This is a genomic window from Streptomyces sp. NPDC090088, from assembly GCF_044747345.1.
In the GTDB taxonomy this organism is placed as follows: Bacteria; Actinomycetota; Actinomycetes; order Streptomycetales; family Streptomycetaceae; genus Streptomyces.
The window spans coordinates 807144-822247 of record NZ_JBIVDZ010000005.1 but is presented as its reverse complement, the minus strand read 5'-3'; the positions used below and the strand labels follow the sequence as shown (position 1 = coordinate 822247).

Genomic DNA, 15104 nt, shown 5'->3' with positions numbered 1-15104 from the left:
CCGCGAGCCGCGAGCCGCGAGCCGCGAGCCGCGAGCCGCGAGCCGCGAGCCGCGAGCCGCGAGCCGCGAGCCGCGAGCCGCGAGCCGCGAGCCGCGAGCCGCTGACCAGCGGGAGGCGCGGGTTTGTTAGAGGCGGCCGCTGTGTCGGATAGCTGGCCGCTTCGCGTGCCGGTGGGCGCTGATGCCCACCGGTGGAGCACGTTCTCCGGTGAGCGCACTCTGGTCATCGCCGCCCGTACGGTCACCTCGACCGTACGGGTTCTTGAGACGCTGCCGTCCCTCCTACGGGGCGACAGCCGGGTGACCGTCATCTTCGCCTACGACCCCACGTCCGCGTTCAACGCCGGTGTCCTCGAACTCCTTCGCGATGCCGGGTGCCGGGTCATGCCCTGGGAGCAGTTGGAGAGCAGTTCCCCTGACCTGATCCTGTCCGCCAGTGAGAACATCGAGGTGCCGGAGGGCAACTGCCCGGTATTGGTGCTGCCGCACGGCGTGGGCTTTCAGAAATTCGTGCCGGATTCACGGAGTTCGGGTGAGAGGCTGTCGGGGGCCGTGGCGGATTCTCTGCTGGAGACGGGGCGTGCGTGGCTGGCCGTCTCGCACCCGGCGCAGGAGGAACAGTTGCTCGCCGTCCACCCGAAAGCGGCCGGGCACACGCTGCTGGTCGGCGACCCGTGTTTCGACGAACTGGTCGGCAGCCAGCCGCGCCGGGTGATGTACCGCGAGGCGCTGGGCGTGGCGGAGCACCAGCGTCTGGTCATGGTCAGTTCCACCTGGGGACCAACGTCGCTTCTGGGACGCCATCCAGACCTTCCGCAGCGTCTGCTCGCACAGCTTCCCTGCGACGAGTACCGGGTCGGTGTGATCGTCCACCCCAATGTGTGGGCGGCCCACGGGGCGTGGCAGATCCGCACCCTGTACGCCGCCGCCCTGGACGCGGGACTGCTGCTGATGCCGGCCGTGCACGCGTGGCGGCCCGCGCTCGTCGCCGCGGACGTCCTCGTGGGCGATCACGGCTCGGTGACACTGTACGGGGCGTCGGCGGGCATACCGCTGCTGCTGGCCGCGTTCGGCAGCGACTCGGTACCCGGGACGGCCGTCCACGAACTGTCGGCCCTCGCGCCCCGGCTCGATCTGCGCGGGGATCTGCTGCGGCAGGTGGACGACGTCGTGCGCGGGCACACGCCCCAGCAGTACGCCGCGGTCGCGGACCAGGCTTTCGCCGAGCGCGGACACGCCCTCGCCCGGTTGCGCACCGTCCTCTACCGTCTGCTGCAACTCCCCGAACCTGCTTCCCCGCCGCCGTCTGCGCTGATGCTGACGGCTGCGGATCCTCCCGTCTCCCAGGTCACCTCCTGGCAGGTGACCACGCTCGTCGCCGGGGAGCGCGAAGAGGTAAGCGTCGTCCTGTCCCGTATCCCGGCTGCCGTCTGCGGGTTCGACGAAGCGCGCCCGGGCCCGCCGGGATCCTTCGCCCATCTGGCGTGTACGACCGACGAGCGTGACCGGCGTCTGGCCGAGAGCGCCTCAGTGCTCGTACGCAGCCGGTGCTCGGCGACCCCAGTCGAGGCGCTGCGCTGGATCCGGGACACGCTCGCCGAGCTGCCGGGAAGCCTTCTCGCAGCCTCGGCCGTGCGCCAGGGCGTGTGCCTGGTCGGGCTCCGGGACGGCCGGGTGGTCGAGGCGTCTGCCACGGGCCCGGCCGGTGACCCCGGCTTGCCAGCTGCGGTCGTCTACGCCTGTCTGCGCGCAGGGCATCCGCTCAACGGCAGCCGGGTGACGCTGCGGGTCGGCGGCGTGCGGGAGGAGGACATCGTGCTGCGTCTTCGCCCCGTACTCGCGGCCCGGTAGCGTCTGGAGCCGCCGGCCGGCTGGTCGTGCCGGATTCAGCCGCCGAGACCGTCCAGCCGCTGCCGCAGGATCTCCGCCGTGCGGCTGCCGGCTGCCTCGTGGATCTCGACGGCGCGGGTCAGGCACGCGCGCACCAGGTCCTCGCGACCGGATGTGCGCTGTGCGATGTCGGCGAGCTGCACCAGTGCCTGCGCCTCATAGTGCGTCGCCCCCGCCTCCTTAAGGGCCCGGATCGCCTCGCGCAGGTCACCGATCGCTTCCTCACTCTGACCGAGATGATCGCGAACCACGCCGATGGCTGCCTGGGCACGGGCCGCCATCCGCCGGTCCGGCTCCTGACGGGATTGAAGGTCCTGCAGCGCCCGGCTCAGGGTGGCCATCGCCTGTGTGTGATCGCCCTGGGTGTCCTGGGCGCATCCGAGGAAGAATGCGGCGATGGCTGCGCCACGCGCCTCCCCGGCGCTCTCGTTGAGTTCCAGGGAGCGCCGGTATGCCTCGACGGCGTGGGAGGGCTCGAAGAGATCCCGGTACCGGCCGAGGAATTCCTGCACGGAAGCGCGCAGCACGAGGTGGCCGGACGCCTCGGCCAGGACCACGGCCTGGTCCAGTTCGGCTGCCGCGCGGCCGTTCTCGCCGAGGTCGAGCAACGGGCGCGACAGCAGGCTGCGCAGCCGCGCCTCGGCCGCGACGTCCGCCGCCGCGGCGGCGGAGGCTGCGCCCAGCTCCAGTGACTCCTTCCACGTCCCCAGGTAGCGGCGGTACAGGAACAGGACCGTGAATGCTTCCGCCAGCTGCCAGACCAGGGTGTGCAGCTCGTGCCGGACAGCCGAGCGCAGCACGGCCAGGACGGCGGAGCGCTCGGTGTCCAGCCACTCCAGCGCGGGCGGCCCTCCGGCGGCGGCGAAGGGGTCGTCGGCGCCGTGCAGCAGGGCCGACAGGTCGGCGATGCGCAGCCGCTCGCGACGCAGGGCCCGGTCGGCGAAGGCGGTGAGCACGAGGTAGTGCGTGCCCACTCGGCCGATCAGCGCCTCTTGTTCGCTCTCCTGCTCCTCGTCTGCCGCGCGCTCCCGGGCGTGCAGGCGCACCAGATCGTGCATCCGGTAGCGGCCGTCTCCCCCTGCCTCTACCAGGCTCGCCTTCGTCAGGACACCCAGCAGGCGCTTGGCACGCGCGGTGTCGAGGTCGGCGGCGACCGCGGCCACACCGGCGTCGAAGACACCCACCGGCAGCCATCCGAGCAGGCGGTAGAGCCGGGCGGCGTCGGGCGGCAGCAGCCGGTAGGAAGGATTCAGAACAGCGGACACCGTGGACTCCTCACCCTCCAGTGCCATGCCGGCCAGCCGGCCGGCCTCGTTGTCGAGTTCGGCGGCCAGTTCGGTCATGCTCGGGCTGTCGTCGCCGACCAGACGCGCCGCTACGACCTGCAGGGCCACCGGCAGGCCGCCGCACAGTTCCACCAGGCGCCGTGCGGCCTGCGGTTCGGCTGCGACCGTCTCCTGGCCGCAGCGGTCCGTCAGCAGTGTCAGTCCGCCGTGTGCGTCCAGCGGCTTGACGGAGATCAACCGGGCTCCGTCCAGGGCCAGTTCACCGAGTCGGCCCCGTCCGGTGACCAGGACGGCGCTGCCCGGGCCCTTAGGGGTCAGGGCACGCACGTGTGCGGGCTGGTTCACGTCGTCCAGGACGAGCAGGATCCGCAGGCCGGCCGAGCGGGAGCGGAACAGATTGGTCCGCTCGGCGAGGGAACTCGGAATGCTGTCGCTTCCCGGTAGCGATCTCAGGCACATGGCGAGGGCCTCGGAGACGTCCGCACCGGCGCCGGTCGCCAGCTCGGACTGGGTCCGCAGGGCGGCGAAGTCCACATACAGCTGCCCGTCCGGAAACCGCCGTCGGGCCCGCTCCGCCCACCGCCAGGCCATGGTCGTCTTGCCGACTCCGGGCAGTCCGCCCAGCACACCGACGCGGACGGGGCCCAGGCCGCCTTCTAGCGTGCCGAGAGTCTCATCCAGCACCGCGAGTTCGGCTGTGCGGTTGCTGAACAGGACCGTGGTGACGGGCACTTGGTCGGGCAGCGGGCGCGCGTCCGGTCCGGACTGGTCGGGCCGGACATTGAAGGTGATGCCGCCATGGATGTGTGAACCCTGGAAGGCCGGACCGTAGTTAACCCCTCCGCTCACGAGGCTGACGAACCTGCGTGAGGCGTCGGGTGCCAGCTCGGACAGCAGTCCGGCCAGTTCCTGCGCCGCACCGGGGTCCTCCCGGAAGACGTCCTCCAGCCGCTGCTGCCACCGGGCCTGGAGGTCCGCCCGGGCACTCGCGTCGCCCGCTGCCTGCGCGCTGTCCAAGCCCGTGCTCGACGCCTGCAGTTCCCCTGCGGCGTCCTCGCCCGCGGCCCGCCGTGCGAAGAACCGGGCAAGGCTGCCCTTCGCCCGCTCCCACGACTCCGAGACCATCAGCCCGACCAGCGTCGTCGCTCCCGACGCCGCAAGCGCCGCCAACTCGGCTTCCACACTGCCCCCTTCGCACCGTCCATGCCCACCGGGCAGGCACCAACCGTAGAGAGATCTTGGGCGCATGGGCAATCCGACTCACTACAGCGCGGCCGCCAGCCACAGGTAAGGGTCCTGTTGTGCCACCTGGCTGACCGGCACGAAATCGCCGGAATGCTCGGCGCGCCGCGTCCCGGCGATGACGACCAGGACGCACGGATGTGGTTCTCGGTAGGCCAGAGGTTCACGGAAGACAGGCGGACGTCCTAGCCCAATGAGCAGCAGCTGCTCACCGAGGCGTGTCTGCACCGACTGCCGGCCCGGCTGTGTGACGACTTCGACGCGCTGGACAGATACCCGCCACCGCACATCGCGGCGCTCGCACGGAAGCCGGGGTGCTGAAGGTGCCGCAGCCGACACCCGCGTGACGACGGGGGCCGTGCCGTCGGCGTCACGCTGTCGTTGAACAGCACGACTCATATGCGGGGCCCCGGGGTCCGTAACTTGCTCTGCCGAAGTCACCTTGTGGGGACAGGGCGTAGGAAGGACTGGTCTCCGTCGTCGGCGAACAGCTCGACTACGAGAGAATTGGTGGCCACCAGGGCGAGGTTCAGGTTGAGGAGCCGTTTCACGGCTGAACTGCGGTCTTCCTCGCCTCCGATATTGAGGTGGATCTGAACCAGGAGCTTCCGCAGCACCGTCCTGGCCTGTGCGACGAGCCCGAGGGCTGTCTCCTCGCTCATGTTCCGTTCCCGGACCCCCACAACCAACGCGGCGAGCAAGGTGGCCGCGTTCTCCACATGCCCCGGCCCCAGCGGTCGCCCCTCCGACACGCAGTCCAGCCAGCGCCGGAGCAGGTCGAGGTCGTAGGAGATCCGGTCCAGCAGGTCCAGAATCTGGGTGACCCGCCCGTTGACATCGTTCACGCTGGCGCGGAGCCGTCGTGATCCGTGCGCCTGGTTGTCTCGCTGGAGGGCCGCTTCGACCGAGATGCCGGCGAAATCGATGACACTCCCGTCCGGGCCGATCTTCCAGCCCGGGGGCTGGCGGTCTTCGCGTTCACAGGCCGTCACCTGGGCGAACAGGACCGCGCGTCCTGCGTCGAGGTCCAGACCGTCCTCCACGGCAGTCAGTACCGCCTCGTCCGCGGACCGCAGCACGGCATCGAGTTCGGCGTCGCTGTCGAAATGGGTCATCGCTCGCCCCCGTCGTTCACGCTGAGCAGGATCGTCTTGAGCCGGGCGCGGCCGCGGCTAAGGTTCTGCCGTACGGCTTCGTGGGTCATATCGAGGGCATCGCTGATCTCGCCGGTTGCGAAGCCGTCCAAGTGCCAGGCGAGAACCGCCCGTTGCAGAGGCGGCAGAGCGGCGAGGGCGGCGTAGACACGGGCCTCTTCCTCTTTGAGTTCCACTGAGCGCAGGGGGCAGACGCCGCCCGACAGTTGCGGAACGTTGTCGGTGAGGTCCTCGCGGCGCACCGGCTGGCGAACATAGAGGCGGATGGCGACCTTGCGGAGCCAGGCGGCGGGGTGGTCGATGGTCTCCCACTTCACGAACGCTTCGGCGAAGGCGGCCTGCGCGGCCTCTGCTGCTTCGTGGCCGCTCGCGCCCTGTCGCAGCAGGTGGCGGACCAGCTTGGCCATGTGCTGCTCGTAGAACTGGGTGAACTCCACCCGGACGACGCTGCCACGCTCCTGTGGCGGTACTGGCGGAATGTACGGCTCTGGCGCAGACACCGCGGGTGTGTGGCTGACCGTGTGCCGTCCGGGGGGCTCCAGTTCGAGCTGTACGGTCTCCAGGTGGATCTCAAAGTCAGCCACGGGCGTCTCCGCCAGCCGCACCGACCTCGCTGCGCAGTTCCTCACCGGCCCTGCGCTCGGTGACCTTGCTGCCGGGCGGCAGGGCCCGGACGCGGTCACTGACGCCCTGCTGGGTGAGGCGGGCCAGCTGGACCTGGGTACGGCTGCAGATCCACTGGTAGAGCAACCGCCCGCTCAACGTCACGCCCAGTGCCGCTAACCCGATCGCTGTCTCTGGCAACCTGTCCCCCTCAATACTCCGTACGACGCCCGACGCGCCCTGTCACCAAGGAAGTGCAGCAAGGGGCGGCAGCCGTGACATCGAGGCGGTTGTGACGTGCGTCTCGCGCTGCGAGGATCAGCCTTCGCTGACTCACGGGGGTGCGTCAGCGAACAGCGTCGGGCTGCCGGAGGAAGGTGGCGGGAAGGTCCGCCTGCCGCAGGCGGACCGGAATACGGTTCGGCCAGTGCGGCGTGACCGCGTCCCGCGCGAAGGCCTCCAGACCGCTGCCGGGCCGCAGGTACACGTAGTCGGCGGCCGCCCGGACCTGGGCGGTGTTGTAGCGGTCCACGTCGTCGGCACCGATCGTGGCGTAGCCGTGGCCGGCCCCGAGGACTGCCAAGAGTTGAGGCCCCAGCGGCAGGACAAGTTCGTCGCAGTTCTCCAGCCCGAGGCCGTCGCGGGCGCCAGTGCCGGGGTGCCCCTCGCGCAGGGTGAGGGCGGGTACGTCGCCGATCAGGAACTCGCCGGATGCGGGCTGGCAGAGTTTCACGGACTCGTTCGCGAGCATGCGGCTAAAGCGCCCGAACCGTTCGACGACCGTGACGCGGAAGTACACGCCGCGGTCCATCTGGGCAGCCAGGTCGGAGATCAAGGCTTCGGCCATGAGTTGCAGTTCCTGGTCGCTGGTCGGTGACCAGCCGAAATGGGCGCGGTGCAACCAGAACAGGACGTCACGGCGGTGCCGCATCCACTGGGCTATGTGTGCGGCGTGGCGATCGCGCCATGTCTCGTCGGACCCGATCAGCGCGGGGATGCTTCGCACCATGTGCAGCACGATCGCGTCGCGCACCGTGTCGGAGTGCTGCGTCTGGTCGAAGAACGTGCCGTTGTCCGCCGCGTTGAGCGCCTCGCGCATCCGGGTTTCCGTGGCCATCCAGGCGGCCTCGCTGGAGTCGGAGGCATGGCGCACGAAGTGCCGGAACTTCCCGCAGCCGGCCGGGCCCCGCTTCGTCGGCTTGGCCTTCATGTACGCGCGGTTGAGACTGCTGACCAGGCGTTCGCCCTTGACGCCGACCGGTTCGGCGAACTGGTCAAGGAGCACCCGGGACACAACATGCTGGTCGGGCTTGAGTTGCTGCGAGTCCTGGGAGGCCTCGTGCACCAAACGGTCGTATTCGACCGGTGTGGGTGGAGGGACGTATTTGAACGAAAGCACGAGTACAGGCTGACACGCGGCACAGCCCATCTTCCGCCGGTTTTTCTACCATCGCCGTCAGCATCGGCGCCGCGCCGTCGTGCGAGGGCTCTCAGGATGCTGCGAGTCCATCGGCGGATGTGTCTCGGTCGGCGGTCATCGAGCCGGTGATCCCATTCCGTCACGTCTTCCGGGCCGCGTGTCCCCTGCCCGCCTTCCTCTCGTGATGTGTCGTTGTCGGAGGGGCTGTCCAGCAGTGCGATGGCGCGGCTGGGCTCCACGTTCGTCATGGCTCAGCTGTCGGCCTCGTCGTCCCCGTCGACGGTGCGGCGGTACTCGGGGTGGTCCTTGTCCATCTGGATGCCGAGGTGGACGGGTGCGGGGTACTGGGTGCGGTGTTCCCAGTGAAGGGCGTGGTCGCAGAGGCGGGCGGCGGCGAGCCCGTACGTGAGCAGGGCCTGGTCAGCCGGGTGATGCAGCACGGTGATCTCCGTTGCCGTGTGGCTGTACCAGGTTTCGGCTTGTTCCTCGGCGTCGCTGCTTCCCCACCGGCTGCAGGACTCGCCGGCGCGGGCGTAGCGCGCGCCTCCGGTGAACTGGTGGGGGAGGTTGCACAGGATGAACGTCTGGTCGGCCTCTTCCATCTGGAACAGGCCGGTGGCGAGTTTGCCCTCCTCGGTGACGGGCTCGTCGTACTCCTCGATGTGGCGGAGCCGTTCGACCAGGGCTGGCCTGGCCACGTCCTGGCTGCCGGAGGTGATCCGGATGACCGCTCGGGGGCGCTGGCCGGGCGGGAGTGTGAAGCCGGGCAGTGCAGGCCGTTTGTTGATGTGGCCGGCGGCGTCGGGGGCCTGGCCCAGGTTCTTGTTGGCGAGCAGGGGCCAGATGCTGCGGGCTTCGTCTCCGGAGACGTACAGGAGGTATTCCTGGGCCGGGCCGGCGTGGCTGCCCAGCTCGTAGAGTGCGCGGTCGATGTGGCGAGGCAGGAGTTCATCGCGGCGTCGGCCTTCGGGCAGCGGCCGGGCCCGGAAGCGGCAGTTGGCGGTGGCGTAGTCGAGCCAGGCGCCTGGGCCTGTGTGCTCGGCGGGGAGGTAGGCGAGGGTGCGCCAGTAGGGGCCGTGGGGGACGAGGGCGACCAGGGTCCACATCAGTTTCGGCTCGTCGGTGGCACTGCGCCGTTTGCCGCGCTGCTGGCGCAGGTGCAGCCCGACGTGGACAGGTGGTTCCTTGAGGCCGTGGGGGCCGGAGTTGAGGGCTTTGGTCAGTCGCGGGTGTACGAGGCCGGCCACGCGGGACAGGTCCGCGACGGCCATATGGCCGCGGTGGTGGCCTTGGAGTTCGTGGCCCAGGAGCTGGAGATCAGTGGTGAGCTCGCGGTCCTTCTTGCGGGGGTTGCGGCGTCCGGGCTTGTACAGGGTGAGGAATTGCGCGAGGACTTGGTGGCGGGCGAGTTCGGCGTTGACCCGGTGCTTGGCGTCCAGGGTGTCGGGGTCGGCGACGGTGGAGTCGGTCTTCTTGGAGGCGCGTCGTTGGCGTGCCCAGGCTTTGGGGTCGTACTCGGTTTCACACAGGGCGAGCAGGCGGGTGCCCTCGGGCGCGCCGAGACCGAGGAGTTGTCTGACGAGGGCGGGGCGCTGATCGTGGTGCTCGCCGTGGGCCAGCAGCTCGGGTGCCGGCTGGAACAGGACCTCGACGTGGTCGTTGAGGGAGACGGGTTTGTTCTCGCCGATGCCCTTGGTGGCGAGGTCGGGGCGGTTGAAGTGGTAGGCCAGGAGCATCTGCATGCGTGCGCGCATGGCCTGGCCCTTGTAGAGGGCGAGGATGCGCAGGTTCCGGCATCCGGATGCTGCGAGGATCTGCGGCAGGTTCTCGTCGTCCCACAGGACCGCATCGCGGCCTTCGACGGTGGTACGCCGGTTTCCGAAGGGGCGGCGGCCGGCGACCTGGACGCACTTGACCAGGGGCTGGTCGAGAGCGGTGCTGATGAACCGGGCGAGTTCTCGCTGGCTGTACATGCCCACGCCTCTGCCGAGGGGATAGCTCGTGGCGAAAGGCAGGAGGGCGCGGAGCTTGCCGGGAGGGCCGCTCAGGTCGAGAGCGCTGGGCGCGAGGAACTCGCCGTCTTTGTCGTGGGGGAAGACGTGTTCGCCGTGCAGGCGGATCCAGGCGTCCAGTGCCAGGCGGGTGGTGTGGTTGAGGTGGGTGTGGTCGCCGTATCCGCCGAGTTCGAGGTTGAGGAGGGGGCCTTTGTCGTCGCGGGGCTCGAACCAGGCGGTGCGGGCGTTGCGCAGGGTGTTGCTCAGCCGGGAGACGGAGGGTTGTACGACGGCCACGGGGCGGGGCAGGCCGGGGTGGGACTTCATCATGATGTCGAGCCGGAGCGTGGCGTATCGGGTGGCGGTCTTCCAGGCGTGTTCTTCGTCGTCGTTGCCGGCGAGGTCGTCGGGGGTTTCACCGCGGGCGGCGAGCCAGGTGTTGGTCCAGAGCAGGGTGCGGTCCCAGACCTGGAGGCTGTTGGCGAGGTCGCGGCGGAAGGTGACGGTCTTGGCGTCGATCGTCCACGTCTCACCGGAGAGTTTCTCGGCGATGGTCCAACCGGCGGCCGTCCATACCCAGCTGGGGGCGTCGATGCAGGCCGTGGTGCGGGTGATCTGGTCCCACAGCTGGACTTTTTCGGGGGCGGTCCCGGCGATGAGGTCGGCGATCTGGCTCGGGTGCTGGAAGGTGAATCTGTCGGCCGGGGTCTGCAGCAGTGCCTGTTCCCAGAGGGTGATGGCGGCATGTAGGTCGTCGCGGTCGATGGGCCGGGTGGTGGCGAGGAACTTCGGCGGGTCGGTCTTGGTGACGGGGTAGAGCGTGGCGCTGGTGTAACCGATGGCGCGCAGGACGGTCAGCAGGCCGCTGTAGGGGAGGTTGGCCGTGGAGCCGGTGATGCCGCGGTATTCCTCGCGCAGCTTCTTCCAGGCCGTGTCGATCTTCACGGTGGGCAGGCGGTAGAGCAGCACCGTGCCCAGGAGGTCTTCGTCGGTGTGGCAGGCAAGCAGGGACATCTGGCTGGTGGCCGTGGTCATCAGACGCCTTCGTGATCAAGGTCTTGGCTGCGGGGCAGGGGGACGTGGGTGAGCGGGAGGAGGTCGGGTGCGTGGGCGAAGTCGAGCCAGGCGGTCAGGGTGGTGCCGTAGATGCGGCGGAGGCTGGCCTGTTCGTCCTCGGTGAGCCGGTCGTAGTAGGAGCGCACCAGTGAGGGGAAGTCGGAGCCCAGACGGGTGTCGAGGAGGGAGTTGTCGACGAGGTAGAGCTGGACGGGGGTGCCTCCGCGGCGGGCGCGGCCGGCGAGTTGGATGAGGTCGACCAGGATTCCGGCGAGGATCTCGGTCTTCAGGTGGCGGGGGAGCCTGCTGAAGCGGGGGTCGCTGCGCAGCAGGGTGTGCAGTTGTCTTCGGGCGGCCCGGCTCTGGATGGCGAGCATGCGGGCGGGGTCGGGGCCCGGGCAGGCCGCGGCGATGGCGGTTGCGTTGACGCTGGCGTACATCGCCTCGGGTGAGTGCAGGTCGGCGACGGGGCGCAGGCCGACCCAGACGGAGGCCAGCGCGGAGTTCTCGGTGCCGGGGACGAGGATGTTCAGTCCGCGGGCGACCAGCGGCAGGGGCGCGCAGATGACTTTGACCTGGGGGTGGGTGCGGGGCAGGTCCTCGAGTTGATCGAGGGTGATGGTCACGACGCCGGGGGGCAGGTGGACGCCGGCGGGAGTGCCTGTCTTCGGGACGACAGCGGCGATCCAGGAGGCTTGCACGGCCGCCGAGGCGATGCCGGCGGCGAGGAGGACGGCTTGCTTGTAGGAGTTGGAGACCACCATGGCTCGGGCCCGGTCGGGGTCGTCGATCTCCAGTTGGCGCAGGTGTTCGGAGAGCCGGGTCTGCCACAGTCTCTCCCCCAGTTTCTGGATCTCGGCTGGTTTGTAGGCTTCGGCGATGCCTCCGATGGTGATGGGGTCCCATACGGTGTCCCGGGCGGAGACGTTGCCGGCCAGGGCGGTGACCGCGCCGGGGGTGGCGTCCGTCATGACGTAGGCGGGCTCGGTGTGCACGTGTTCGCAGGATGCGCGCGGGAAGAAGGCGGTCGCGGACAGGGCGAGGACGCTGCGCTCGATACCGGCGGCGGCCAGGGCCATGGTGCCGCCGAGCTGGACGGTTCCGGTGTGGGGGTCACCGCCGAGGGACTGGACGAGGAGTTCGCCGCCGCCCCGGTTGTCCTTGTTGACCTTGAATCCGAACAGCTGGTAGCCCAGGGGCCCGAACGGCAGGGCGCCGTTGTGTGTGGAGGAGCCGAGCGCCCGTGCCAGTTCGCGGCCTGCGGTCAGCTGGGCGCCGAGTCCGGCGATCACTGACTTCAGGTAGGTCAGGCTCTGGTGGAGGCTGCCCAGCCAGGCGCGTACGAGCAGTGCGTTGGTGAGGTTCGGGTGCCGCGTTTTGGGGATCTTGAGGCGTTTGAGCGCCTGGGAGATCTCCGTTTTAAGGACGGGTAGTTCGTCCTCGCTGCTGTCACGGCTGACGGCCCGGGCAAGGATGCGGGCCAGTTGCTGAAAGCGTGGCTCGGGGAGGGTGTTGCCGTCCGAGTCGGGGAAGATGGCACGGAACGCCTTGTGCGTGCCCGGGTCGATGCGGGCGTGTTCGTCGAGGCCGAGCAGGTCCCTGATCAGGATGCGGTCCCAGATGCCGGGCACGTGCCAGCCGGAACCGGGACGTTCTTCCTCCCCGGCGTCCTGCTCCAGCCAGAGCTCGCCGTCCAGCACGTAGTTGAGGAACTGTTCGCCCAGTCCCCTGGCCTTGAACAGGGCGTTGACCACGCGGCGGTCGGCAGCCGCCGGCAGGGTCTGCCGCTGCTGGTCCACCTGGAGCAGCAGGGAGGTCTTGCTGATGCCGCGGGTGGCCAGGGAGAAGTCGTGGGCGCCCGTCGAGCACCAGCTGTTCTGCAGGTTGTCGACCTCGTCGACGATCAGTGTGCGGCAGTGCCGGCTGAGGAACTCCATCACGGGGATCTGCCGCAGGAGATGCCGGCCGGTGTCGACGGGGACCGGGATGAGGCCGCGCAGCAGGTTGTGGTGGTTGGTGACGATGATGTCCGCCTGGACCGCCTCGCGCAGCAGCGTGTACTTCCCGCACACTCCCATCCGCGGGCAGCCGTGCGGGCCGGCCGGCTCTTGGTCGTCTGTTCCGGCCACGGGATCGGTGACCTTGGTCAGGGTGCGGCACGGCTCGCGGCCGCGGGTCACCTTGGGGCCGTCCGTCACCCATGTGGACAGCTCGCATCCGTAGGCGAGCCGGTCGTGGCGGTCCTCGCGGCCCTGTTCGGCGGCGCGCTGGGCCTGTTCCGCGATCCGGACCCCGGTGACCAGCGGCACGCAGTTCAGTTTCCGGGGGGCGGTCGCCTGGGCGAGCTGGGCGGTGACCTGGAAGACGAGTTCGTCGTCCGCTGCGATCTTCTCGGCGCCTGTGAGGCTGTCGTGGACCGTGCTGACGACGACCGCGATCGGGCCCTGGCCCCGGCCGGCCAGGAGCGGGGCGAGGACGTTCATCAGCACGCTCTTGCCCACGCCCGTGGGCGCGTTGACGATCGTGAGCTTCCCGGCCGGCAGGTCCAGGCGGGTGGCGGGGGCGCCGGAAGCGTCCTGGAGCCGGTCGAAGAAGGAGGCGAGCACGCCCGGTTTCCAGCCGTGGCGGCCGGGTCCGGCCGCCGCCTGGCGCCGGGCCATGCGCAGGATCTTCTTGCGGGTGACGGCCGTCGTGGCCGTATAGGGGGCGGTCGTCAGCTGCAGCGGCCGTACATGGGCGTCCTGTTCGGTGTCGGGGATGGTCACCACCGAGGGTTCGGGTCCCCCGAACTGCCACCGGCCGGGGCCGGCCACGGGCAGCGGCAGGCGGGTGCCGTGGTAGTGGTCTTCGGCTTCGCGCACCAGCTCCCGTGCCAGGTCCAGCGGCTTTTGGGCGTGCGCGGCCAGCAGGTAGGCCGCCTCCCGGGGCGGCACGTCGTCAGGGAGCCGGTAGAGGCCGCCGCCCGAGTTCGCGCAGGTCCGCGCGATGGCCTCGAACGTGCCGCGGCCGGCCAGGTCCTCGGGGCGCACGCGCCAGTACCGGCCGGCCAGTTCCCGTACGCGCCGCGGGACTCGGGGCCAGCGCTCCCACAGATCCGTGCGGGCGGCCGCGAACACATGGGCCTGGTCCAGTGGCACAATCATCCGGCCGTCGGCGTCACGGAAGCCGAAGTACTCCTCGGCCAGTGCCAGCGCCGTGTTGACGCACAGCGTGTGCAGTTCCCACTCCTCCGGCTTCACCGCGGCGCTCCGCAGGCGGCCTTGACGCGGTTGGCCAGACGGCTGACCGTGGTCACCTTGACGCCCCGGTCGCGTACCTGGGAGGCGAGGAAGTGCCGCTCGCTGTGCTGGTGGTCGGGCAGGACGATGGTCAGCCCGCGGCGCAGCCCCGGGCGTGCCGAGAGCGCGTTGCCGAGCGCGACGACCGACTCCCATGCCTTGGCGTCCACCCGCCAGTGGCGTTTGTTCTTGCCCGGCACGGCGACGGTGATGTGCACGTCGTACTCGTCCGGCCGCTGCTCCCCGGGCCACATCTGCATCTGGAGGAACGGCAGGCCGATCAGCGCATCGCGCAGCTGGAGTTCGAGGAGCACGGGAAGGGTTCCGTAGCGCCACACGGGCCGGCTCACGGCCAGGTGATCGGCGCTGGCCGGCAGGGGGGTGACCGGCACCGCCGCCTTGCCGGTCCCGGTCAGCTCGCCCGGGCCCGGCCCTTTGCCGGGGGTGTACCGGTAGTGGACGCCCCTGGGTGCATGGGCCTCACAGCGCACGTCGAACTGCGGCCCGGACCGCAGGACCCGCATCGGCCAGTGGCAGAGCGGGCACGGATACCACCAGCCGTCGACCTGGCACCACGGCCAGTCGGCCACGGACTCGAAGAAGTCGAACCGCATCCACAGCCGGTCCCACTGACGCCGCAGGTCCCTGACCGGGCCGGCGGGGTGCTCGCCCAGCAGGATGCGGGCACACCGGTAGTCCTGCGGCGTAAGGCGCCGCAGGAGGTCGAACATGCGCTGTTCTTCCTGTTCGGCACGCACCCGGGCCCACGGCCAGTACTGCTCGAGCGCCGCTTGCGGGACCAGGTGCTCGCTGCACAGGTCCTGGACCGCGTCTCGGGCCAGTCCCTGCGTGTCGAACAACCGCAGGGTGTCGAACCGGTCGGGTCTGCCCGTGGCCGGGGGAAGAAGCGGACCCAGCGGGCCGCGCAGGCCCTGACGGAATTCCCTCATGCCGATCTGTGCCGCCCGCTGCGGATGGTGGGCCGCTCTCAGCACCGCGAGACAGTCCATCAGCACCCTGCTGCGGCGGCCGGGTGCCAGTACCGGATCGCTCTCCGCGACGACCGCCATGCAGCACGCCGTCAGGGCCTGGTCACGCCGCTCCTGGTCCGCGGCGACTTCTCTGAGAGCCACACCGGAACACATAGTCTCGGCAGGCGGGCCATGTCACATACCGTTCGT

General features: G+C 69.9%; 9 protein-coding genes. 1 reads left to right on the top strand and 8 read right to left on the bottom strand.

Annotated features, from left to right (window positions below; all coding sequences use genetic code 11):
- Nucleotides 1–165 precede the first annotated feature (165 nt).
- Entirely contained in the window at nucleotides 166–1851 is a 1686-nt protein-coding gene (locus tag ACIPSJ_RS27450; protein ID WP_401350132.1) for a hypothetical protein, read from the top strand.
- A gap of 35 nt (nucleotides 1852–1886) precedes the next feature.
- Here ACIPSJ_RS27450 and ACIPSJ_RS27445 read toward each other — a convergent pair whose 3' ends face one another.
- The 8 genes from ACIPSJ_RS27445 to ACIPSJ_RS27410 all read right to left on the bottom strand — a co-directional run bounded on the left by ACIPSJ_RS27445 (nucleotide 1887) and on the right by ACIPSJ_RS27410 (nucleotide 15056).
- Nucleotides 1887–4358 carry an NB-ARC domain-containing protein gene (locus ACIPSJ_RS27445; protein ID WP_401349953.1) on the bottom strand — a complete coding sequence of 824 codons (2472 nt, stop codon included), beginning with the start codon at nucleotides 4356–4358 and terminating at the stop codon, nucleotides 1887–1889.
- A 497-nt stretch (nucleotides 4359–4855) separates the two neighbouring features.
- The gene (locus ACIPSJ_RS27440) at nucleotides 4856–5533 is read right to left on the bottom strand and encodes a hypothetical protein (protein ID WP_401349950.1); all 678 of its coding nucleotides are present in this window, start codon (nucleotides 5531–5533) and stop codon (nucleotides 4856–4858) included.
- Nucleotides 5530–6156: an RNA polymerase sigma factor gene (locus ACIPSJ_RS27435; RefSeq protein WP_401349947.1), complete on the bottom strand. Its 627-nt coding sequence runs from the start codon at nucleotides 6154–6156 to the stop codon at nucleotides 5530–5532. Before ACIPSJ_RS27435 ends, ACIPSJ_RS27440 begins: the two co-directional genes overlap by 4 nt.
- Nucleotides 6149–6376: a hypothetical protein gene (locus ACIPSJ_RS27430; protein ID WP_401349944.1), complete on the bottom strand. Its 228-nt coding sequence runs from the start codon at nucleotides 6374–6376 to the stop codon at nucleotides 6149–6151. The genes ACIPSJ_RS27435 and ACIPSJ_RS27430 overlap by 8 nt, the downstream gene beginning before the upstream one ends.
- 145 nt (nucleotides 6377–6521) lie before the next feature.
- Nucleotides 6522–7604, bottom strand: a complete 1083-nt coding sequence (locus tag ACIPSJ_RS27425; RefSeq protein WP_401349942.1) for a DUF4238 domain-containing protein — start codon at nucleotides 7602–7604, stop codon at nucleotides 6522–6524.
- 242 nt (nucleotides 7605–7846) lie between these two features.
- Nucleotides 7847–10624 carry an RNaseH domain-containing protein gene (locus ACIPSJ_RS27420; protein WP_401349939.1) on the bottom strand — a complete coding sequence of 926 codons (2778 nt, stop codon included), beginning with the start codon at nucleotides 10622–10624 and terminating at the stop codon, nucleotides 7847–7849.
- A complete protein-coding gene (locus tag ACIPSJ_RS27415) occupies nucleotides 10624–13884 on the bottom strand; it encodes a hypothetical protein (protein WP_401349936.1) in 3261 nt (1086 codons plus the stop codon). The genes ACIPSJ_RS27420 and ACIPSJ_RS27415 overlap by 1 nt, the downstream gene beginning before the upstream one ends.
- Complete coding sequence (locus tag ACIPSJ_RS27410; RefSeq protein ID WP_401349935.1) at nucleotides 13881–15056, bottom strand: hypothetical protein; 1176 nt, start codon at nucleotides 15054–15056, stop codon at nucleotides 13881–13883. The genes ACIPSJ_RS27415 and ACIPSJ_RS27410 overlap by 4 nt, the downstream gene beginning before the upstream one ends.
- Nucleotides 15057–15104 lie beyond the last annotated feature (48 nt).

Coding starts and splice junctions, on each gene's coding strand:
- ACIPSJ_RS27420 (WP_401349939.1), bottom strand. CDS start 10,624: ATGACCACGGCCACCAGCCAGATGTCCCTGCTTGCCTGCCACACCGAC.
- ACIPSJ_RS27425 (WP_401349942.1), bottom strand. CDS start 7,604: ATGGGCTGTGCCGCGTGTCAGCCTGTACTCGTGCTTTCGTTCAAATAC.
- ACIPSJ_RS27440 (WP_401349950.1), bottom strand. CDS start 5,533: ATGACCCATTTCGACAGCGACGCCGAACTCGATGCCGTGCTGCGGTCC.